21 protein-coding genes, 3 tRNA genes and 1 pseudogene are annotated in these 19,085 nt (G+C 73.7%); 10 read left to right on the top strand and 15 right to left on the bottom strand.

Features of this window, described 5'->3' with window-relative positions; translation table 11 throughout:
• Positions 1 to 66 precede the first annotated feature (66 nt).
• Positions 67 to 513, top strand: coding sequence for a winged helix-turn-helix transcriptional regulator (locus ACWGKI_RS00940; RefSeq protein WP_452183922.1), 447 nt, complete (start codon positions 67 to 69; stop codon positions 511 to 513).
• A 42-nt stretch (positions 514 to 555) separates the two neighbouring features.
• Here the strand turns inward: ACWGKI_RS00940 and rnhA are convergent, their stop codons facing one another.
• Positions 556 to 1,008 (bottom strand): ribonuclease HI, encoded by a 453-nt coding sequence (gene rnhA, locus ACWGKI_RS00935; protein ID WP_452183920.1) that lies wholly within the window; start codon positions 1,006 to 1,008, stop codon positions 556 to 558.
• Positions 1,009 to 1,101: 93 nt separating this feature from the next.
• Here rnhA and ACWGKI_RS00930 point away from each other — a divergent pair, with 93 nt between their 5' ends.
• Positions 1,102 to 1,965, top strand: coding sequence for an LLM class flavin-dependent oxidoreductase (locus tag ACWGKI_RS00930; protein ID WP_452183918.1), 864 nt, complete (start codon positions 1,102 to 1,104; stop codon positions 1,963 to 1,965).
• 54 nt (positions 1,966 to 2,019) lie between these two features.
• Here ACWGKI_RS00930 and ACWGKI_RS00925 read toward each other — a convergent pair whose 3' ends face one another.
• On the bottom strand, positions 2,020 to 2,376 hold the full coding sequence (locus ACWGKI_RS00925; RefSeq protein ID WP_452183916.1) for a winged helix-turn-helix transcriptional regulator: 357 nt from the start codon (positions 2,374 to 2,376) through the stop codon (positions 2,020 to 2,022).
• Here ACWGKI_RS00925 and ACWGKI_RS00920 point away from each other — a divergent pair.
• Together ACWGKI_RS00920 and ACWGKI_RS00915 are read left to right on the top strand one after the other, a co-directional pair.
• Positions 2,375 to 2,701, top strand: coding sequence for a hypothetical protein (locus ACWGKI_RS00920; protein WP_452183914.1), 327 nt, complete (start codon positions 2,375 to 2,377; stop codon positions 2,699 to 2,701). The two genes, ACWGKI_RS00925 and ACWGKI_RS00920, sit on opposite strands and share 2 nt — an antisense overlap.
• Positions 2,698 to 3,180 (top strand): SDR family oxidoreductase, encoded by a 483-nt coding sequence (locus ACWGKI_RS00915; protein ID WP_452183912.1) that lies wholly within the window; start codon positions 2,698 to 2,700, stop codon positions 3,178 to 3,180. The genes ACWGKI_RS00920 and ACWGKI_RS00915 overlap by 4 nt, the downstream gene beginning before the upstream one ends.
• A gap of 84 nt (positions 3,181 to 3,264) precedes the next feature.
• Here ACWGKI_RS00915 and leuD read toward each other — a convergent pair whose 3' ends face one another.
• Positions 3,265 to 3,903 (bottom strand): 3-isopropylmalate dehydratase small subunit, encoded by a 639-nt coding sequence (gene leuD, locus ACWGKI_RS00910; RefSeq protein WP_380243310.1) that lies wholly within the window; start codon positions 3,901 to 3,903, stop codon positions 3,265 to 3,267.
• Between the two features lie 38 nt (positions 3,904 to 3,941).
• Positions 3,942 to 5,417, bottom strand: a complete 1,476-nt coding sequence (leuC, locus tag ACWGKI_RS00905; protein WP_452184080.1) for a 3-isopropylmalate dehydratase large subunit — start codon at positions 5,415 to 5,417, stop codon at positions 3,942 to 3,944.
• A 165-nt stretch (positions 5,418 to 5,582) separates the two neighbouring features.
• Here leuC and ACWGKI_RS00900 point away from each other — a divergent pair, with 165 nt between their 5' ends.
• The 3 genes from ACWGKI_RS00900 (at position 5,583) to ACWGKI_RS00890 (ending at position 7,458) form a co-directional block, all read left to right on the top strand.
• Entirely contained in the window at positions 5,583 to 6,302 is a 720-nt protein-coding gene (locus ACWGKI_RS00900; RefSeq protein ID WP_079574616.1) for an IclR family transcriptional regulator, read from the top strand.
• 162 nt (positions 6,303 to 6,464) lie between these two features.
• Positions 6,465 to 6,632 carry a hypothetical protein gene (locus ACWGKI_RS00895; protein ID WP_380243311.1) on the top strand — a complete coding sequence of 56 codons (168 nt, stop codon included), beginning with the start codon at positions 6,465 to 6,467 and terminating at the stop codon, positions 6,630 to 6,632.
• Between the two features lie 10 nt (positions 6,633 to 6,642).
• Positions 6,643 to 7,458: a PH domain-containing protein gene (locus tag ACWGKI_RS00890; RefSeq protein WP_452183909.1), complete on the top strand. Its 816-nt coding sequence runs from the start codon at positions 6,643 to 6,645 to the stop codon at positions 7,456 to 7,458.
• A 114-nt stretch (positions 7,459 to 7,572) separates the two neighbouring features.
• Here ACWGKI_RS00890 and ACWGKI_RS00885 read toward each other — a convergent pair.
• From ACWGKI_RS00885 to ACWGKI_RS00875, 3 genes are all read right to left on the bottom strand, one after another.
• Positions 7,573 to 7,645 (bottom strand) — tRNA-Glu (locus ACWGKI_RS00885).
• A gap of 62 nt (positions 7,646 to 7,707) precedes the next feature.
• Positions 7,708 to 7,780: transfer RNA gene (locus tag ACWGKI_RS00880), tRNA-Glu, on the bottom strand.
• A 78-nt stretch (positions 7,781 to 7,858) separates the two neighbouring features.
• Positions 7,859 to 7,930: transfer RNA gene (locus tag ACWGKI_RS00875), tRNA-Gln, on the bottom strand.
• Positions 7,931 to 8,081: 151 nt separating this feature from the next.
• Here ACWGKI_RS00875 and ACWGKI_RS00870 point away from each other — a divergent pair.
• The gene (locus ACWGKI_RS00870; protein ID WP_452183907.1) at positions 8,082 to 8,915 is read left to right on the top strand and encodes a class I SAM-dependent methyltransferase; all 834 of its coding nucleotides are present in this window, start codon (positions 8,082 to 8,084) and stop codon (positions 8,913 to 8,915) included.
• A gap of 41 nt (positions 8,916 to 8,956) precedes the next feature.
• Here the strand turns inward: ACWGKI_RS00870 and ACWGKI_RS00865 are convergent, their stop codons facing one another.
• Positions 8,957 to 9,865, bottom strand: a complete 909-nt coding sequence (locus tag ACWGKI_RS00865) for a LysR substrate-binding domain-containing protein (RefSeq protein ID WP_452183905.1) — start codon at positions 9,863 to 9,865, stop codon at positions 8,957 to 8,959.
• Between the two features lie 69 nt (positions 9,866 to 9,934).
• On the opposite strand from ACWGKI_RS00865, the gene ACWGKI_RS00860 reads away from it, so the two are divergent.
• Entirely contained in the window at positions 9,935 to 11,077 is a 1,143-nt protein-coding gene (locus ACWGKI_RS00860) for a YeiH family protein (RefSeq protein WP_452183903.1), read from the top strand.
• A 116-nt stretch (positions 11,078 to 11,193) separates the two neighbouring features.
• Here the strand turns inward: ACWGKI_RS00860 and ACWGKI_RS00855 are convergent, their stop codons facing one another.
• From ACWGKI_RS00855 to ACWGKI_RS00835, 5 genes are read right to left on the bottom strand one after another with little or no spacing between them, the layout of a single operon-like run.
• Positions 11,194 to 11,940 (bottom strand): HAD family hydrolase, encoded by a 747-nt coding sequence (locus ACWGKI_RS00855; RefSeq protein ID WP_452183901.1) that lies wholly within the window; start codon positions 11,938 to 11,940, stop codon positions 11,194 to 11,196.
• Entirely contained in the window at positions 11,937 to 13,358 is a 1,422-nt protein-coding gene (gene gltX / locus ACWGKI_RS00850) for a glutamate--tRNA ligase (protein WP_452183899.1), read from the bottom strand. Before gltX ends, ACWGKI_RS00855 begins: the two co-directional genes overlap by 4 nt.
• Positions 13,359 to 13,407: 49 nt before the next feature.
• Positions 13,408 to 13,950: an NUDIX hydrolase gene (locus tag ACWGKI_RS00845; protein WP_452183897.1), complete on the bottom strand. Its 543-nt coding sequence runs from the start codon at positions 13,948 to 13,950 to the stop codon at positions 13,408 to 13,410.
• Between the two features lies 1 nt (position 13,951).
• A complete protein-coding gene (locus ACWGKI_RS00840) occupies positions 13,952 to 14,734 on the bottom strand; it encodes a fumarylacetoacetate hydrolase family protein (protein ID WP_380243319.1) in 783 nt (260 codons plus the stop codon).
• Between the two features lie 35 nt (positions 14,735 to 14,769).
• Positions 14,770 to 15,681, bottom strand: a complete 912-nt coding sequence (locus ACWGKI_RS00835; RefSeq protein WP_380243320.1) for a class I SAM-dependent methyltransferase — start codon at positions 15,679 to 15,681, stop codon at positions 14,770 to 14,772.
• A gap of 91 nt (positions 15,682 to 15,772) precedes the next feature.
• Between ACWGKI_RS00835 and ACWGKI_RS00830 the strand changes: the two genes are divergently transcribed.
• Positions 15,773 to 16,981 (top strand): heparan-alpha-glucosaminide N-acetyltransferase domain-containing protein, encoded by a 1,209-nt coding sequence (locus ACWGKI_RS00830; RefSeq protein WP_452183894.1) that lies wholly within the window; start codon positions 15,773 to 15,775, stop codon positions 16,979 to 16,981.
• Positions 16,982 to 16,985: 4 nt separating this feature from the next.
• On the opposite strand, the pseudogene ACWGKI_RS00825 reads toward ACWGKI_RS00830, so the two are convergent.
• Positions 16,986 to 17,981 (bottom strand): annotated as a pseudogene (locus ACWGKI_RS00825) (glycosyltransferase family 2 protein); the annotation flags it as partial.
• Positions 17,978 to 19,006 (bottom strand): phosphodiester glycosidase family protein, encoded by a 1,029-nt coding sequence (locus ACWGKI_RS00820; protein ID WP_452183892.1) that lies wholly within the window; start codon positions 19,004 to 19,006, stop codon positions 17,978 to 17,980. The pseudogene ACWGKI_RS00825 and the gene ACWGKI_RS00820, both read right to left, overlap by 4 nt.
• Between the last annotated feature and the right edge of the window lie 79 nt (positions 19,007 to 19,085).

The raw sequence follows: 19,085 nt of genomic DNA, 5'->3' as shown, positions 1-19,085 counted from the left end.
GAAGGACTCCCCATCAGGAAGAAGGCATCTGAAAGTGCGTAACCCACCCCGGAGGGACGAGGGCCGATGCCGACCATGACCGCGGCGCAGCAGCGCGACGAGGCGCGGAGGGAGTACGACGCGTTCCTCGCCGCCTGCCCGAGCCGCCAGCTCCTCGCCCGGATCTCCGACAAGTGGGTCGCCCTCGTGGTCGCCGCCCTCAGCGGCGAGGGTCCCGGCGCCGACCCCGGGTCCGGGCCGCGCCCGATGCGCTACTCCGAGCTCGCGCGGCGGATCTCCGGCGTGAGCCAGAAGATGCTCACCCAGACCCTGCGCTCGCTCGAGCGCGACGGGCTGCTGACCAGGACCGTGACCGCCACGGTTCCCGCGACGGTGACCTACGAGCTGACCGACCTCGGGCTCTCGCTGCAGTGCATGATGCGGGACATCAAGGCGTGGCCAGAGGGGCACATGGACGCGGTCCTCGCCCGTCGCGAGGAGCACGACCGGCGGCAGGCGAGCGAGGCTCCCTGAGGTACCGGACCGACGCTACCGGCCGAAGTTACCGGGCCGAAGTTACCGGACCGCGTCGACGCCGAGGTTCGCGAGCGCGTCGGCGCGCTCGTTGCCGGGGTCCCCGGCGTGCCCCTTGACCCACACCCAGCGCACGTCGTGCTTGGTGACCTCGGCGTCGAGCGCCTGCCACAGGTCGACGTTCTTCACGGGCTTCTTGGCGGCCGTGGTCCAGGCGTTGCGCTTCCAGCCCTTGATCCAGGTCTGCATGCCGTTCATCACGTACGACGAGTCGACGTGGATGACGACGGTGCTCGGCCGCTTGAGGGCACGCAGCCCCTCGACGACGGCGGTGAGCTCCATGCGGTTGTTCGTGGTGAGCGGGTCCCCGCCGTAGAGCTCCTTGGTGTGCTCGCCCGAGCGCATCAACGCGCCCCAGCCGCCGAGGCCGGGGTTGCCCTTGCAGGCACCGTCGGTCCACATCTCGACCAGGGGCTTGTCGTTCTCGTCAGGCACTCGCACACCCTACGTTCCGTGGCGGTGTCGGAGGCCGCGCGTAGCGTCGCTCCGACATCTCACCACCGCGAGACCACGGCGAAGGAGACGCGCATGAGGTTCGGGTTCGTCGGGAGCTTCGGCACCCCGCAGCAGATGGTCGACCTCGCGCGCGAAGGCGAGGAGCACGGCTGGGACGGCTTCTTCTCCTGGGACGGGATGAGCATGGGCGACTGGGGCGGTGACGCGCTCACCACCTGGGACCCGTTCGCGATCCTCGCCGGGGCGGCGGCCGTGACGGAGCGGATCACGCTCGGTGCGATGGTGTTCGCGGTCCCCCGGCACCGGGCGTGGGAGCTCGCGCAGCGCGCGCTCACGGTGGACCACCTCTCCGGCGGCCGCCTCGTGCTGCCGGCAGGCGTCGGCGTGCTGGACGACCGGGGCTTCACCTCGGTGCCCGGTCAGGTGACGGACCTGCGGGGACGAGCACGCGCGCTCGACGAGACGCTCGACTGGCTGCGGACGTCGTGGTCGGGCGAGACGTTCGAGGCCGACGGCGAGCACGTGCGCACCGGCCCGTTCCGGTTCGCCGCTCCCCCGGTGCGCGGCCACATCCCCGTGTGGCCCGTGGGCGTGTGGGACGCGCAGCGCCCGCCGCTGAAGAACCTGCGCCGCACGCTGGCCTGGGACGGGATCGTCGTGCAGGTGCGCGGCACCACCCCGGAGGAGGCCGAGGCCGGCCCGGACGCGGTCCGCGAGCTCACCGCCTGGATCGCCGAGCAGCGCGGGCCCGACGCCGGCGCGTTCGACGTCGTCGCCTCCGGCCTGCTCCCGTCCGACCCCGCCGAGGCACGCGACCTGGCCCGCGCCTTCGCGGACGCCGGTGCGACCTGGTTCATCGACTCGTGGTGGGACCCGGAGCATGCGACCCCGGAGCGGCTGCTCGACCGCGTCCGGCAGGGCCCGCCCGCCGTCTGACCGCCGGTCGCGACCCGGGCGGCGCGGCCCGGGCAGACAGGGGTCGGACACGGCTCAGAACGCGTCGGCGTACGCCTCGTCCTCGTGCCGGGCGCGGGCGGCCTCGATGTCCGGCACATGCTCCTCGGCCCAGGCACGGACCGCAAGCAAGGGCACCAGGAGCGATCGCCCTAGCGGCGTCAGGTCGTACTCGACGCGCGGCGGGTTCTCACCGTGGTCGAGCCTGCTGATCAGCCCGTCGGCCTCGAGGGAGCGCAGGGTCTCGGTCAGGACCTTCGGGGTGATGCCCTGGATGTGTGCCTTCAGCTCGGTGAACCGGCGCGGCCCGTCGGCGAGCGCGTTGACGACGAACACGGTCCAGCGGGCGCCGATGCGGTGCAGCACGGTCCGGCTCGGACACGTCGCCGCCATGACGTTGTACGCCTTGCCCACGGGTGCTCCCAGTTCCGTTGAAGATACCGGTATCAAATCCATACCGTCGTTCCTGATCCTACGAGAGGGAGTGACGACGATGGAACGGATCCTGGTCATCGGTGGCGCACGGGCGCTGGGGGCGGCGGTCGCACGGCGTGCGGCGAAGGAGGGGTACGACGTGTTGGTCGGAGCGCGCGACCTGGCCGTCGCCGAGGTGGTGGCTGCCGAGGTCGGCGGGACGGCGGTGCGCATCGACCTGGCGGACGAGACGACACTGCCGACGCGGCCGGCCGGTTCACGGACGGCATCGACCACATCGTGACGACCGGCTCGGCGCCCCACGACGTGCGCGCCGTCGAGCTGGACCACGACCGGCTGGTCACGGCGTTCACGGCGAAGGTCATCGGGCCGATGCTGGTCGCCAAGCACTTCGCGCCGGTGCTCCGGCCGGGCGGCTCGATCGTGCTGTTCTCCGGGGTGATCGGCTGGCGGCCCGGTCCCGGCTCGCTCGTCAAGGGGACGACCAACGGCGCGGTCGAGTTCCTGGCCCGGCACCTCGCGGCCGACCTCGCGCCGGTGCGGGTCAACGCCATCTCCCCCGGCGTCGTGGACTCGGGGGCCTGGGACCGGCTGGGCGCCGGCAAGGCCGCGCTGCTGAGCAAGAGCGCGGCGGGCACCCTGGTCGGCCGCCACGGCGAGCCCGACGACGTCGTCGACGCGGTGCTGTGGCTGCTGCGTGCCGGCTTCGTCTCCGGCGAGACGATCCACCTCGAGGGCGGCGCCCGCCACCGGGCGAGCTGACCGCAACGACATCGTGCGTGCTGACTTGATTCTCAAACGGCCTGTTTGAGGATCAAGTCAGCACGCACGTTGCAGTCAGCAGGGTCAGCCCACCGGGCGCGCGGGCTCGATCGGCACGTTCGGGAGGTGCTTGGCGGGCAGCGTCCTGGGGCGCCAGGACGCGCGCTCCGCCTCGAACGCGGCGATCTCGTCCGCGTGCTGCAGCGTGAGGCCGATGTCGTCCAGGCCCTCCATGAGGCGCCAGCGGGTGTAGTCGTCGATCTGGAACGGCACCGTGACGTCGTCGGCGTGCGCGGTGCGCGCCTCGAGGTCCACGGTCACCTCGGTGCCGGGCTTGGTCTCGAGGATCTTCCAGAGGATCTCGATGTCCTCGGGCGAGACCACGCCGGCCACGAGGCCCTGCTTGCCCGAGTTGCCGCGGAAGATGTCTGCGAACCGGGGGGCGAGGACGACGCGGAAGCCGTAGTCCTTGAGTGCCCACACCGCGTGCTCCCGGGACGAGCCGGTGCCGAAGTCGGGGCCCGCGACCAGCACGGAGCCGGCCTTGTAGGCGTCCTGGTTGAGCACGAACGACGGGTCGCCGCGCCACGCCGCGAACAGCGCGTCCTCGAAGCCCGTGCGGGTCACGCGCTTGAGGTAGACGGCGGGGATGATCTGGTCGGTGTCGACGTTGCTGCGGCGCAGCGGCACCCCGACGCCCGTGTGGGTGGTGAACTTCTCCATGACGAACTCCTGGACGATCTTCTGCGACGGGGTGGGGGTCAGACGAAGGACGGGGCGGACAGCGGCGCCAGCGGGCTGCCGTCGAACGTCGTGAGGTCGACGTCGCCGTCGAGCTCGAGGTCCGACACCGAGGACAGCGTGCCGCGGATGGCCGTGGCGGCCGCGACGAGCGGCGACACGAGGTGGGTGCGGCCGCCCTTGCCCTGGCGACCCTCGAAGTTGCGGTTCGAGGTCGACGCCGCGCGCTCGCCCGGCGCGAGCTGGTCGGGGTTCATGCCCAGGCACATGGAGCACCCGGCGTTGCGCCACTCGGCGCCGAACTCCTTGAAGATGACGTCCAGGCCCTCGGCCTCGGCCTGCAGGCGCACGCGGGCCGACGCGGGTACCACGAGCACGCGCACGTCGTCGGCCTTCTGGCGGCCCTGGAGCACCTTCGCCACCGAGCGGAGGTCCTCGATGCGGCCGTTGGTGCACGAGCCGATGAAGACGGTGTCGACCTTCACGTCCCGCAGCGCGGTACCCGCCACGAGGCCCATGTACTCCAGGGCCCGCTCGGCGGCGACGCGCTCGTTGGCGTCCGCGATCTCCTCCGGCACCGGCACGGACGCCGACAGCGGGAGGCCCTGGCCCGGGTTCGTGCCCCAGGTGACGAACGGCTCGAGGTCGGCCGCCTCGAGCACGACCTCGGCGTCGAACTCGGCGTCGTCGTCGCTGCGCAGCGTCGACCAGTACTCGACGGCGGCGTCCCAGTCCTCGCCCTCGGGCGCGTGCGGGCGGCCCTTGAGGTACTCGAACGTGGTCTCGTCCGGCGCGATCATGCCGGCGCGGGCGCCGGCCTCGATGGACATGTTGCAGATGGTCATCCGCGCCTCCATCGAGAGCGTGCGGATGGCCTCGCCGCGGTACTCGAGCACGTAGCCCTGGCCGCCGCCGGTGCCGATCTTGGCGATGATCGCCAGGATGATGTCCTTGCTGGTGGCGCCCGGGGGCAGCTCGCCGTTCACCGTGATCGCCATCGTCTTGAACGGCGCCAGGGGCAGCGTCTGCGTGGCGAGCACGTGCTCGACCTCGGAGGTGCCGATGCCGAAGGCCAGCGCGCCGAACGCACCGTGCGTGGACGTGTGCGAGTCGCCGCAGACCACGGTCAGGCCGGGCATCGTCAGGCCGAGCTGCGGGCCGACCTGGTGCACGATCCCCTGGTCGGCGTCGCCGAGCGAGTGGATGCGGACGCCGAACTCGCGCGCGTTGTTGCGCAGCGTGTCGATCTGCGTGCGGCTGGTGAGGTCCGCGATCGGCAGGTCGATGTCGAGCGTCGGGGTGTTGTGGTCCTCGGTCGCGATGGTGAGGTCGGGGCGCCGGACCGGGCGCCCGGCGAGGCGCAGACCCTCGAAGGCCTGCGGGCTCGTCACCTCGTGGACGAGGTGCAGGTCGATGTAGAGGAGGTCGGGTGCCCCGTCGCTGCCACGGCGCACCAGGTGCGCCTCCCAGACCTTCTCCGCCAGCGTGCCGGCCATCATGTGCTCCTCGTCCGCCGCGTCGTCCGCGGCCTCCATACGTGTGCGTGTCTCGGTCGATACCGCCGGTCGGAACCAGCGAGGCTCGGTCCGCGAGACGGTCCCGTCCAGTGAGATGCGGTCCTCGACTTGCAATCTCAGTGGGCGAGACGCCAATATCGTCCTATGGACGATACTAGCGGAGTCGGCGTACTGGACAAGGCCGCGTCCGTGCTGGGTGCACTGGAGGCGGGTCCCGCCACCCTGGCGCAGCTGGTCTCCTCGACCGGACTGGCCCGCCCCACGGCGCACCGACTGGCCGTCGCGCTCGAGCACCACCGGCTCGTGGGCCGCGACATGCAGGGCCGGTTCGTGCTCGGACCGCGCCTCAACGAGCTCGCGACGGCGGCCGGCGAGGACCGGCTCCTCGCCGCGGCCAACCCCGTGCTCACGGCGCTGCGCGACCACACGGGCGAGAGCGCGCAGCTCTACCGCCGCCAGGGCGACCATCGCGTGTGCGTGGCCGCCGCGGAGCGGCCGGTCGGCCTGCGCGACTCGATCCCCGTCGGCGCCACGCTCACGATGCACGCGGGCTCCGCGGCGCAGATCCTGCTCGCCTGGGAGGAGCCGGACCGCCTGCACCGCGGCCTGCGCGAGGCCGTCTTCACCGCCACCATCCTGTCCGGCGTGCGCCGCCGCGGGTGGGCGCAGTCGGTGTCCGAGCGCGAGCTCGGCGTCGCCTCCGTGTCCGCCCCGGTGCGCGGCCCGTCCGGCCGCGTCGTGGCCTCCGTGTCCGTCTCCGGCCCGGTCGAGCGGCTCACCCGCCAGCCGGGGCGCCTGCACTCGGCCGCGGTGGTCTCCGCCGCCAACCGCCTCACCGAGGTGCTCCGCCGCGCCGGCGAGTGACCGCCCGCCCCACCTGACCACCGTCCGTACCACCTCGGGCCCGGCCCGCCGCCAGCCGACGCGGCGCGCCGGGCCCGGTGCTGTCCGGCGTCGAGCCAGGTCAGTACGCTCCTGGCTGGTGGGGCAACCCTGCCCCGAGACCCCGAGAGGCGCGAGGACCTGATGCCCGCCAAGGCCAAGACCCTGCTGATCTGGATCGTCGTGATCTTCCTGATCTTCGCGATCGTGAACGACCCCAACCGGGCCGGGAACATCGTCACGTCGATCTGGGACTTCATCGCCAACACGATCTCCAGCTTCGTCGAGTTCTTCTCGACCATCGCGTCCTAGCCGTCCCGTGGTGACCGACGAGCCCCGCCAGCGCGCCACCGTCCGCGCGCACGGGAACCTGCGGCGCTACGTCCTCCCCCACGAGCACGTCATCGTCGCGACCCGACGCCACTGGGCCAGCCTGCTCGGGCCGATCGCCACGACCGTGGGCGCGTTCCTGCTGATCGGCACGATCGTCATGTCCACGCCGGTCGAGGTGCGCGGCGTCGCGCAGTGGTTGTGGCTCGTCTGGCTCCTGGCCGCCGCGCGCCTGGCGTGGCGGTGCCTCGAGTGGCGCTACGAGTGGTTCGTGGCCACGGACAAGCGGCTCCTGCTGCTGTACGGGCTCGTGGTGCACAAGGTGGCGATGATGCCGCTCAAGAAGGTCACGGACATGGGGTACTCCCGCAGCCCCCTGGGGCAGGTGCTCGGGTACGGGCGCTTCGACATGGAGTCCGCCGGCCAGGACCAGGCGCTGCGCACCATCAAGCACGTGCCGCACCCGGACGCCACGTACCGCACGCTCTGCGACACCCTGTTCACCCCGGGCCACAAGAACGACGACGACGATGACGTCCTCCCCGGCGGCGGATCGTCGGCCGGACCGTTGCCGGCGGGCCCGGCGGGGCCCACGTCGGGCGGCCCGACGATCGTGCCGGGCCGCAGCACGCCGGAGGGGCCGCGCCCGACGACGCAGCCGATCGCGGTGCAGCCCGCCGCCCCGGCCCCGCGGCCGCCGGAGGCGCAGCCGAGCCCTGGAGCGCACCCCGCCAACTGGGCCCCCACGGGCGTCCGGATCGACCACCCGCGGACCGACGGCGGCACCGTGCCCGAGCCGTACCTCTGACCCGCACGACGACGGGCCGCACCGACAGGCGGGACCGACGGGCAGGGCGGACAGCAGGGAGCGATGGCAGGAACGACGAAGGCCCGGTCCGTGTGGACCGGGCCTCGCACTGTGTACCCCCAGCGGGATTTGAACCCGCGTTACCGCCGTGAGAGGGCGGCGTCCTAGGCCGCTAGACGATGGGGGCCTTGGAGCTGGGCCGCGCCGTGAGGCGAAGACCCAAGGTCGACCGCGAACGGACGACCTGCGTACCCCCAGCGGGATTTGAACCCGCGTTACCGCCGTGAGAGGGCGGCGTCCTAGGCCGCTAGACGATGGGGGCCTATGACTCGGCGACCTCGAAGGGTCTCCGTGCCGTGCAAGCTCTGCGCGCCGCCAAGAGCGGGAGAAGAGCGCTGCGCTGGGGTACCAGGACTCGAACCTAGACTAAGAGAATCAGAATCTCTCGTGCTGCCAATTACACCATACCCCAATGGATCGGACCCTCCAGGCAAACCCGACATCGTCGAGCGCCCTTGCCAGGCCCAACGTCGGAAAACATTACCGGACGTCGGGCCGTCGGCCAAAACGCCACGGGGGTGCCGTGCGTCACGCTCGGAGCGGGCCGTGGGAGGCTCGCGCCCATGACCTCCCCCACGCCCGCGCGGCACCCGTCCGAACCCGCCGGTGACGAGCGATCCCGCGCCGCCGACCCGCACTCCCACGCCGACCGCGCGGCATCGTTCGAGCAAGGTGCCGACACGTACGCGCAGGTCAGGCCGTCCTACCCGGCCGAAGCGCTGCGGTGGCTCCTGACCGGTCGTCCGCGCCGGGTCCTCGACCTCGGCGCAGGGACGGGCAAGCTCACGGAGGCCGCGCTCGACGTCCTGGACGACGCGCCGGAGGTCGTCGCCGTCGACCCGTCGTCCGCGATGCTCGACGAGCTCGCCGCACGCCTGCCGGGGGTCCAGACCCTCCGGGGCACGGCCGAGGACCTCCCGCTCGCGGACGCCTCGGTCGACGCGGTGCTCGTGGGACAGGCGTGGCACTGGTTCGAGCCCGAGCGGGCCGCGGCGGAGATCGCACGCGTCCTGCGGCCCGGCGGCACGCTCGGGGTCGTGTGGAACCAGCGCGACACGGGCGTCGACTGGGTGGCGCGCTTCGGCGAGATCCTGCACCGCGGCGACCGCCTGACCCCCGACGCGACGCACCACCGCCCGCCGGGGCTCGGCGGGGAGCACGCCGACACGTTCACCGAGACCGAGGCCCGCGAGTTCCCCTGGTCCGACCGGCTCCCCGTGTCCGCGCTGCGCACCCTCGCCGGCACCCGCAGCTACCTGCTGACCCTCGCCGCGGACGAGCGCGCGGCACTGCTGGCCGACGTCGACAACCTCACCGCCACGCACCGGCAGCTCGCCGGCCGCGCGACGATCGACCTGCCGTACGTCACGCACGCCTACCGCACGTCCCGGCGCTGACCGGGCCCCGCCAGGCCGGTCTAAGGCCGGTGAGACGCCGGTCAGCGCGCTCCTGCCACGGCCGCGAGCCGCCGCGCGGGCGCGGAGAGGGACGCGCCGTCCCGCCACACCACGCGCAGCCGACGCGAGAGGTCGAGCTGCGCGATCGGCACCGTCACCAGGTGCCCGGCGGCGACGTCGTCGGCCACGGTCAGCGCGGACAGGACCGTGACGCCCTCCCCGTGCCGCACGGCGGCCTTCACCGCCGCCGTCGAGCCCAGCGCGGTGACCTGGGCGGGCAGCCGCACCCCCGCCTGCCCCAGCGCCTCCTCCAGCACGTCGCGGGTGCCGGAGCCTTCCTCCCGCAGCACGAGGCGACCCGTGACCAGCAGCTCCGGGCCGACCGACCGTCGTCGCGCCCACGGGTGGGCCGGCGCGACGACGGCCACCAGCTCGTCGTGGGCCACCACACGGGACAGCAGCCCGCGCCGCACGGTGGGGCTCTCCACGAAGCCGAGCTCCGCGGCGCCCTCGAGCACCAGCTCCATGACCTCGCGGGAGTTGCGCACGACGAGCTCGACGTCGGCGGCCGCTGCGCCCCGCGCGCGCTCGTCCCGCCCGAAGGCGGCCAGCCACCGCGGCGCGAGGTACTCGGCGATCGTCAGGCTCGCGGCCACTCGCAGGCCGGCGGACGGTGCCGAGCGCAGCGTCGCGGCCGTGGCCTCGAACTGGTCGACGGCATCGACGACGCCGCGGGCCGCGTCCGCGACCCGGCGCCCCGCCACGGTGAGCGCCGTCCCGCGCGGGCCGCGGGCCAGCAGCTCGAGTCCCAGACGCCGCTCCAGCCGGTGCAGACCGGCCGACGCCGTGGGCTGCGACACCCCGGCCGCGCGGGCGGCCGCGCTGATGGACCCGTGGGTGTCGAGCGCGACCAGCAGCTCGAGGGCGGCCAGCGGAGGACGGTCTGCCATAGCGTGAGTCTATGGATGGATCGGCACCTGGCGCTTCCGGACCAGCCGCCGCGTCGCGAGCCTGGTGACGTGCCCACCACCCTCTCCGCACCGCCCCGCCCCCGGACGGATGCCGCGCGCGGCCTCGCACCCGGCCTCGCGCTCGCCGCGGTCGCCACCGTGGTCCTGCTCGGCGCGAGCCGGCTGCTGGCTCCCGTGACCGGCGGCGCGGTCTCCCCGCTCGTGCTCGCCCTCCTCGCGGGCGCGGTGGTGGGGTCGGTGCTCGGACGGGTCGCGCCCCGCAGCGACCGGGCGGCCCGTGTCGTCGGCCGCGTCCGGCCGGGCACGGACTGGACCGCGCGGACGGTGCTGCGCGCCGGCGTGGTGCTGCTCGGACTCCAGCTCTCGATCCCGGACGTGCTCGCGCTCGGCTGGCGCGGCATCGGCGTCGTCGTCGTCACCGTGACCTGCACGTTCGCCGCGATCCTCGGCCTCGGCCGCCTGCTGCGGGTGCCGCGCGCCACCGCGCTGCTCGTCGCCACCGGGTTCTCGATCTGCGGCGCGGCCGCCGTCTCGGCGATGACGAGCGTGCTGGAGCGCGACCCGCGCGGCGGCTCCCGGCTGCGCGACGACGTCGCCGCCGCGCTCGCCCTCGTCACCGTCTACGGCACGATCGCGATCTTCGCCATGCCCCCGCTCGCGGGCGCGCTGGGCCTCACCGACCACCAGACCGGGCTGTGGATCGGCGCCAGCGTCCAGGAGGTGGCCCAGGTGGTCGCCGCCGCGGGCACCGTCTCGGCGGCCGCGCTGGCCACCGCCACCGTCACCAAGCTCGCCCGGGTGGTGCTGCTGGCGCCCCTCGTCGCGGGGACGGGCGCGCTGCTCGCGCGGCGCTCGGCCCTCGCCGCCCCGACGATGTCCACCGACACGACGCCGACCGAGACGGACGCCGCCGCACCGCGCGGGCGGCGCGCGCCGCTCGTGCCCGGCTTCGTGCTGGGCTTCCTCGCGGCGGTCCTGGTCCGCAGCACCGGCCTGCTGCCCGACGCCGTCCTCGACGTCGCGCAGCAGCTCACGACGATCCTGTTCGTCGCCGCGATGTTCGCGCTCGGCACCGGCGTCGACGTCCCGCGCCTCGCCCGGACCGCCCGCCGGCCACTGCTGCTCGGCGCGGCGGGCGCCGTCGTCGTCAGCGGGGTCGGGCTCGGCGCCGTCCTGCTGCTCGCCCCCTGAGACCTGTCAGAACCACGCGCGCGTATACCCGCACGTGGTTCTGACAACGCGCGGCACCGTGCACCTGTCAGAACCAGGTCAGGGCATACCCGTCCCTGGTTCTGACAACTTTTCGGTCAGAGGCCGAGGGCGTCGGGCAGGCCCTTCAGGTCCGGCAGGACGACGATCCCCTCGGCGCGCAGCGCGTCGGCGTCCACGTGGTGCTCGTCGTCGCGGCGCGCGCCCGGGCGGTCGAGCCACACGCCCCTCAGCCCGGCGGCACGAGCCGCCAGCGCGTCCGTCGTCGGCTCGTCACCGACGTACGCGGTGCGCGCGACGTCGGTGCCCAGCCGGCGCGCTCCCTCGACGAAGACGTCGGGGTGCGGCTTGCCGTAGCCCAGCGTGTCGACGCCCACCAGCACGGGCACCCCCTCGAGGCCGGCGGCACGCAGCTTGCGCTCCTGCAGCTCGGTGGCCGCGTTCGTCACGACGCCCACCGCGACGCCGGCCGTGCGCAGCACGTCCAGGGCGGCCGCGGCGTCGTCGAACGCCGTCCACGACCGCTCGAAGGTGCCCCAGAACAGCGCGTCCCAGTCGGCGAACGACGCCTCGGTGACCGGCTCGCCCCCGAACGTGCGGTGCAGCAGGTCCGCGCGCAGCCGGCGCTGCGTGAGCGCGTCCGTCTCGCCTCGCGTGTACCGCTTGTAGTGGCCGCCCGGGTCGGACCGCCAGTGCGCCAGGAGCTGCGGGTACAGCTCCGCGGGGACGTGCGGCAGGTGCTCGACGGCGACGGCCGTCAGCGCCTGCGCGAACGCGCCCTTGGTGTCGACCAGCGTGTCGTCGACGTCGAGCAGGACGCCGTCGACACGAGCGCCGCCGCTCACAGCTTCGCGAGCGCGGCGTCGAGGCGCGCGAGGGTGCGCTCGCGGCCGAGCACCTCGAGGGACTCGAAGAGCGGCAGCCCGATGGTGCGGCCGGTGACGGCCACCCGCACCGGCGCCTGCGCCTTGCCCAGCTTGAGGCCGTGCTTCTCCCCCACCGTGGTGACGAGCTCCTTGAGCGGCTCGGCCTCCCACGGCTCCAGGTCCGCGAGCGCGGCGCGCGCGTCCGCGAGCAGCTCGGCCGCGCCCTCCTTCATGGCCTTGGACCACGAGCGCTCGTCCTCGACCGGCTCGTCGAGGAACAGGAAGTCGACGTTGTCGGTGATGTCGGCGAGCAGCGCGACGCGCGACTGGGCGAGCGGCGCGACCTTCGCGAACGCGGCGGCGTCGAACTGCTCCTCCGCCCAGGGGGCGCGGGGCGCGTGCAGCCACGGGTCGACGGCCTGGACGAAGTCCGGGACGGACATCGCGCGGATGTACTCGCCGTTGAACGCCGTGAGCTTCTTGACGTCGAAGAACGCGGAGGCGCTGTTGACGTCTTCGATGCGGAAGCGCTCGACGAGCTCGTCGAACGGGAGGATCTCCTCGTCGTTGCCCGGCGCCCAGCCGAGCAGCATGAGGTAGTTGACCATCGCGTCGGCCAGGTAGCCCTCGGCGAGGTAGTCCTCGAGCGCCACCTTGTCGCGGCGCTTGGACAGCTTCTGGCGCTTCTCGTTGACGATGACGGGCAGGTGCGCCCACGTGGGCGGCTGCGCGCCGAGCGCCTCCCACAGCAGCTGCTGCTTGGGCGTGTTCGGCAGGTGCTCCTCGCCGCGGATGACGTGCGTGATGCCCTCGTCGAGGTCGTCCACGACGTTCGCGAGCAGGAAGACGGGCGAGCCGTCCCCGCGCGCGACGACGAAGTCCTCCATCGCGGAGTTCGGGAACGTGGGGTTGCCGCGGATGAGGTCCACGACCGGCGTCTCGCCCTCGTCGGGCGTGCGGAAGCGCAGCGCGCGGCCGGGCTCGTAGGTCAGGCCGCGGTCGCGGCAGTGGCCGTCGTAGCCCGAGTGGGGGTTGCCGGTCCGGGCGGCGACGTCGTCGCGGGTGCAGTCGCAGTAGTACGCGCGGCCGGCCTCGTACAGGCGGGCGGACGCGTCGCGGTGCTTCTCGACGTTCTGCGACTGGAAGTACGGGCCCTCGAACGTCGGGTCCTCGGCGTGCATGCCGAGCGCCGCGAGGGCGTTGAGGATGCCGTCCACCCACTCCGGCTTGTTCCGCGCCGCGTCGGTGTCCTCGACGCGCAGCACGAAGATGCCGCCCTGTCGCTTGGCGACCGCCCAGTTGAACAGCGCGGAGCGCGCGCCGCCCACGTGGAACATGCCCGTCGGCGACGGGGCGAAGCGGACACGGACGTCGGAGGAGCCTGCAGCGGGGATCACGGGGACCAGCGTAGTTGGCCGCGCGCCCGGCGGGCGTCGGCGAGGACCGCTACCGCGAGCCGCGCACGCGCGCGACGGCGAGCGCGACCATCGCGGCGAGGTCCGGGTTCGGCAGGTCGTCCACGGGCCACCACCGCACGTCGAGGGACTCGTCGCTCACCGCGTGCCGGGCGCCGTCGGGCGCGACGGCCACGAACCGGACGTCGAGGTGGTGGGCGTCCCCGCCGGGGCCGCAGAACGGTACGGCGTGCTCGTCGAGGTGCACGGGCGCGGGGTCCAGCACGACGTCGAGCCCCGACTCCTCGACGGCCTCGCGCCGCGCCGCGGCGACCAGCGTGGCGTCACCGGGCTCGGCGTGCCCGCCGAGCTGGAACCACCGGCCGGCCTTGGCGTGCAGGGTCAGCAGCACGCGCGAGGCGTCCGCCGAGAGCACCACCGTGGAGGCGGTGACGTGGTCCGGCCGGCACGTGCGCAGCACGCCGTCGGGATGCTCGTCGAGGTGGGCGACGAACCGGTCGCGCAGCGCGGCCTGGCCCGCTCCGGCCGGCGTCATCCGCCGCAGCACGGAGCGGGCGTCGTCCCGCAGCGGCATCTCAGTCGCGCCGGAACACGGGGTTGGCGAGGACGCCGATCCCCTCGACCTCGCACTCGACGCGGTCCCCGTGGTCGATGCGCCCGACGCCGGCGGGCGTGCCCGTGAGGATCACGTCGCCCGGCAGCAGGGTCATCGCCTTGCTGATGTACGACACGAGGAACGGCACGTCGAAGACCATGTCCGCCGTGCGACCGTCCTGCTTGAGCTCGCCGTTGACGCGCGAGCGCACGGCGACGTCCTCGGGGTTCAGGTCGGTGTCGATCCACGGGCCCAGCGGGCACGAGGTGTCGAAGCCCTTGGCGCGCGCCCACTGGCCGTCGGTGCGCTGCGCGTCGCGCGCCGTGACGTCGTTGGCCACGGTGTAGCCGAGCACGTACGAGCGCACGTGCTCCGGCTCCACGTCCTTGCACACCTTGGAGATGACGACGGCGAGCTCGGCCTCGTAGCTCACCTCGCGGGTGAACTCGGGCAGCACGACCGGGTCGTCGGGGCCGACGACGGCGGTGTTCGGCTTGAAGAACAGCAGCGGGGACGCGGGGACCTCGCCACCCATCTCCTTGGCGTGGTCGGCGTAGTTCTTGCCGACCGCGACCACCTTGGACCGCGGGATCACCGGGGCGAGCAGCCGGACGCCGTCGCCCAGCTCGATCCGCTCCCCCGTCGGCATCGCCGGCATGTAGAGCGGGTCGCCGCCCAGGACGGCGAGGTAGGTGCGGTCGCCCTCCTGCTGGACGAGGGCGAAGCGGGGGTCGTCTCCGGTGGTGAATCTCGCGATGCGCACGCGCCCAGGTTACGCGGGCCGTGCGCCCGCCACCGTCAGGCGCGGGCGAGGACCTCGCCGTGCAGGATGGCGAACCAGCCGTCGGGCGCCTGCGCCCACGCCTGCCAGTCCTGGGCGATCTGCTCGAGCGCGACGTCGTCGGCGAGGCCGGACTCCTTGGCCTGGACGGCGAAGTTCGACTCGACGCAGCGCTCCGCCCACAGCTCGCCCCACCACTGCCGGTCGGTCGGGGTGGCGTAGCACCACGACGACGCGGACGGGACGATGCCGTCCATGCCGGCGTCCTGCACCCACGACATGAGGCGGCGGCCGGCGTCGGGCTCGAAGCCGTACGCGTGCGTCACCTCGTGGTAGAGCTCGTTCCACTCGGTGAGGCCCGGCGTCTCGGGGTACCAGGCCATGCCCGCGTAGTCGGCGTCGCGCACCGCCACGAGCCCGCCGGGCTTCGCGACGCGCTTCATCTCGCGCAGCGCGGCGACCGGGTCCGACAGGTGCTGCAGCAGCTGGTGCGCGTACACGACGTCGAACGAGTCGTCCGCGAACGGCAGCTCGTAGGCGTTCGCCTGCTCGAAGCGCACGTTGCCGTACCCGAGCGCCTCGGCGTGCTCCCGCGCCGCCTCGAGCACGTGGGGGCTCGCGTCGACGCCGACGACCTCCCCGCCGGCGAGGATGCGGCCGAGGTCCGCGGTCACCGTGCCCGGGCCGCAGCCGACGTCGAGCAGGGACATGTCGTCCCGCAGGTGCGGCAGCAGGAAGCCGGCCGAGTTCTGGGCGGTGCGGCTGCGGTGGGAGCGCAGCACGGACTCGTGGTGCCCGTGCGTGTACGACTCCGACTCCTTGCTGGGCACGGTGTGGTGGGTGCTCGGCGCCTCGATCGCGTCGTTGAGGTCGGCACCGGCCGGTTCGGGGGTGCCCTGGGGTGCGGGCTCCGCGCTCAGGTCGCTCATGGTCCCTACCGTAGTGACCGCGCCTCCGCGCGGCTCCAGGGTTCTCACGCTGCGGGACGACGCGCGTCGTGTCCGGTGGCATCATCGCGCCATGACCGCGGTCACGGGCGTGCCGACCTCCCGCCTCCGCGCGGGCCTGGGCCGCCTCTCCGGCGGCCCGGGGCGGGTGCCGGGCATCGACGTCGCGCGCGGGGTCGCCGTGCTCGGGATGTTCACCGCCCACGTCGGCGTGACCACCCCGGACGCCGGCCCGGCCTGGTGGCTGCTCGACCTGTCGCACGGCCGCTCGTCCATCCTGTTCGCGCTGGTCGCCGGGATCTCCGTCGCGATCGTCTCGGGCGGGCCACGCCCTCTGGACGGGGACCCGCTGCGCCGGGCCCGCACCCGCCTGCTGGTGCGGGCCGTGCTGCTGCTCGCCCTGGTCGCGCTGCTCGACCTCCTCGGCACGCGGGTGCTGCTCATCCTCGGCTTCTACGCCTGCTACTTCGTGCTCGCCCTGCCGTTCCTGCGCTGGCCGCCGCGGCGGCTCGTGGTCCTGGCCGTGGTGGTCGCGCTCGTCGGGCCGGTGCTGGCGTACTGGGGTCCGGAGGCGCTCGCGCGGGCGGGGCTGCGCCTGCCGCGCGACGGCTCCGGCGCCGCGACCGACTTCGTCCTGACCGGGGCGTACCCGGCGGTCGTGTGGATGGCGTACGTGCTCGCGGGGATGGCGATCGGCCGCTGCGACCTGCGCTCGGCCCGCCTGCGGACCGGGCTGCTGCTCGGCGGGCTCGCGGCCTGGTCGGTGTTCACCCTGCTGTCCGGGTGGTTCGTGGCGGCCGCGGGCGGGCAGGCGGCGGTCGAGGCCCAGCGCGACGCGACGTCCTCGGTCGACGGGGCGACGTTCGCGTGGCACGACCCGTGGCCCGGGCCGGCCGGCCTGCTCCTCGCCGGCCCGCACGACGACACGACGTTCGAGGCGCTCGCGTCGGGCGGGTTCGCCGTCGCGGTCGTGGGGCTGTGCCTGCACGTGGGCCGCGTCGGGCGGTGGGTGCTCGCGCCGCTGGCCGCGGTGGGGTCGATGGCGCTGACGGTCTACGCGCTGCAGATCGTGGCGATCTGGCGCTGGGAGCTGCTGGGCGCCACGACCAACGGCCCGCTCCTGGTGCTGGTGCTGGTCACGCTCGGTGCGGCGACGCTGTGGCGGTTCCTGGTCGGCCGGGGGCCGGTGGAGCGGCTGGTGGGCCGGGTGGCGGAGCGGGCGGCGGGAACACCACCTGCCGCTGCACCGTCCAGCTCGCCACGAACAGCGCCGCGTCCGTGAGCACCTTCGCCGCCAGCAGCGGCACGCCCAGCGTGCCGTGCAGGGCGTCGAGCAGGCCGTAGCTCGCGGCCAGCAGCAGCAGGGCCAGCGCGGCGTACCGCGCCGCGGACCCGCGCACCGGCGCCGCCGCGCCCCTCGACGTCCGCCCCGCACGCCCGAACACGAACGCACGGTTCACCCCGTAGTTCACGCCGGCGCTCAGCACGCGAGCGCCGAGCACCGCGAGCGCCAGGCTGCCGGTGGTCGCCTGGAGGGCGAGCAGCGCCGCCGCGTCGACGCCGAGGGCGAGCAGCCCCGAGGCGGCGAACGCGAGCAGGGGCGTCATGACGACGACGGAGTCGCGCACGGGCCGGAAGTGGGAGGAGGCGTTGTGGTCGAGGTACACGGTGGCCACCGGCACACCGGCGACGACGGCCCCGCGGGCGGAGGCCTCGAGCAGGACGCGCAGCTCGTACTCGTAGCGGTCGCCGGGGACGTCGAGCAGCCACGGCAGCGCCGTGGCACGGAACCCGCGCAGCCCGGTCTGGCTGTCGTGGACGGGCAGTCCGGTCGCGGTGCGGACGGCGGCGCCGCTGACCGCGTTGCCCACGCGGCTGCGCAGCGGGACGCCGGAGGAGGCGAGGTCGCGCTCCCCCACGACGACGTCGGTCCCGCCGGCGGCGAGCCGGTCCGCGACGGCGCGCACGCTGGCGGGGGTGTGCTGGCCGTCGGCGTCCGCGGTGACGACGTCGCGGCCCGGGTGGTGCTCGACGGCGTGCGCGAACGCCGTCCGCAGGGCGGCGCCCTTGCCCTGGTTGCGGTCGTGCCGCAGCACCTCGGCGCCGAGCGTCGTCACGGCGTCGAACACGGGGGCGGAGGCGGGCCCGGAGCCGTCGTCGACGACCAGCACGTCGGGCAGGCCGAGGGTGGCGAGCTCGCGCACGAGGGCCGGCAGGGCGTGGTCGGGACGGTAGGCGGGGACGACGACCAGGGGCGTCGGGCTGCTCGTCGGGCTGCTCATCGGGCCACGTACAGGATGTCGGAGGTGCCGCGCTCGCCGCCGTTCGACGGCCGGTTGACGACCTCGCCGTCGAAGTACAGCGTCGAGGAACCACCGCCGTCGAGGTTGTACGCGGTGACGGCGCCCTGGTCGATCATGAGCTGTGCGAGCTCGGTCATCGTGACGCCTCGGCTGTAGCCGGGGTCGCGGCCGTCCACGACGACGATGACGAGGTTGCCGTCGGAGTCCACCCCGATCGCGGTGCGCGGCTGCTCGCCCTGGATGGAGTGGTTGCCCACGTTGGTGTCGACCTCGACGTCCTCGATGCCGTCGACGGGCTGCCCGTCCTCGACGACGGCCGGGCCGAACGACAGCGTGTTCCACACGCCGTCGGCGACGAGCTCGTCGGCGGTCGTCGTCGTCTCGTCGTACACCTCGACGCGGCCGTCGGCGTAGAAGGCGAGCCCTTCGCGGGCGCCCTCGTCGCGGTAGACCACGCCGTTGCGGATGACGATGCCGGTGTCGCGGAAGCCGTAGTAGTCGCCGTTGACGGCGAGGATCGCGTCGTGGTCGGCGGCGATGTCGCTGGTGTTCTCGGTGATGTTGGTGCCGAACTTGTCCTGCGCGAACGCGGAGCGCAGCTGCGTCGCGTCGTCGAGCGCCACGTGCGCCACGTAGAACGTGACGGTGTCGTCGCCGCTGCCCTGCGTGACCGTGTCGAGCGAGATCGACGTGTCGTCCGAGGTGTACCCGTCCGCGGTGACCGTGCCGCCGTCGGCCGAGGACGACGAGGATGCGGACGAGGAGGAGGACGACGCGGACGACGCGGACGACGCGGACTGTGCCGCCTCGTACGCGGAGACGTCGTCGATCTGCACGTGCTCCACGAGGTAGCGGTTCGCCGCCCACGCGGTAACGCCGCCGACGGGCAGCAGCACGGACAGGGCGGTGACGAGGACGACGAAGCGCCGGGAGCGCCGCGGACGGTCAGGACGGTCAGGACGGTCAGGACGGTCAGGATCGGTGGGCGGGTTCATGCCTGTCATGGAAGACGGCCGACCTGCGACGACGGTCGGGGCGTCCTGCGGACCACCGGGGAATGCTGACGGTCTCCTGAACGCCGCG

Source organism: Isoptericola sp. NPDC055881, assembly GCF_053615895.1.
Note: the sequence above shows the minus strand (reverse complement) of the source record. Positions and strands in the feature narration are given on the sequence as shown.

Bases quoted from the DNA above. Each gene is read 5' to 3' on its own strand.
- ACWGKI_RS00940 (WP_452183922.1), top strand. From the start codon at position 67: ATGCCGACCATGACCGCGGCGCAGCAGCGCGACGAGGCGCGGAGGGAG.
- ACWGKI_RS00930 (WP_452183918.1), top strand. From the start codon at position 1,102: ATGAGGTTCGGGTTCGTCGGGAGCTTCGGCACCCCGCAGCAGATGGTC.
- ACWGKI_RS00920 (WP_452183914.1), top strand. From the start codon at position 2,375: ATGACGTTGTACGCCTTGCCCACGGGTGCTCCCAGTTCCGTTGAAGAT.
- ACWGKI_RS00925 (WP_452183916.1), bottom strand. From the start codon at position 2,376: ATGGCGGCGACGTGTCCGAGCCGGACCGTGCTGCACCGCATCGGCGCC.
- leuD (WP_380243310.1), bottom strand. From the start codon at position 3,903: ATGGAGAAGTTCACCACCCACACGGGCGTCGGGGTGCCGCTGCGCCGC.
- leuC (WP_452184080.1), bottom strand. From the start codon at position 5,417: ATGGCCGGCACGCTGGCGGAGAAGGTCTGGGAGGCGCACCTGGTGCGC.
- ACWGKI_RS00900 (WP_079574616.1), top strand. From the start codon at position 5,583: ATGGACGATACTAGCGGAGTCGGCGTACTGGACAAGGCCGCGTCCGTG.
- ACWGKI_RS00895 (WP_380243311.1), top strand. From the start codon at position 6,465: ATGCCCGCCAAGGCCAAGACCCTGCTGATCTGGATCGTCGTGATCTTC.
- ACWGKI_RS00870 (WP_452183907.1), top strand. From the start codon at position 8,082: ATGACCTCCCCCACGCCCGCGCGGCACCCGTCCGAACCCGCCGGTGAC.
- ACWGKI_RS00865 (WP_452183905.1), bottom strand. From the start codon at position 9,865: ATGGCAGACCGTCCTCCGCTGGCCGCCCTCGAGCTGCTGGTCGCGCTC.
- ACWGKI_RS00845 (WP_452183897.1), bottom strand. From the start codon at position 13,950: ATGCCGCTGCGGGACGACGCCCGCTCCGTGCTGCGGCGGATGACGCCG.
- ACWGKI_RS00835 (WP_380243320.1), bottom strand. From the start codon at position 15,681: ATGAGCGACCTGAGCGCGGAGCCCGCACCCCAGGGCACCCCCGAACCG.
- ACWGKI_RS00830 (WP_452183894.1), top strand. From the start codon at position 15,773: ATGACCGCGGTCACGGGCGTGCCGACCTCCCGCCTCCGCGCGGGCCTG.
- ACWGKI_RS00820 (WP_452183892.1), bottom strand. From the start codon at position 19,006: ATGACAGGCATGAACCCGCCCACCGATCCTGACCGTCCTGACCGTCCT.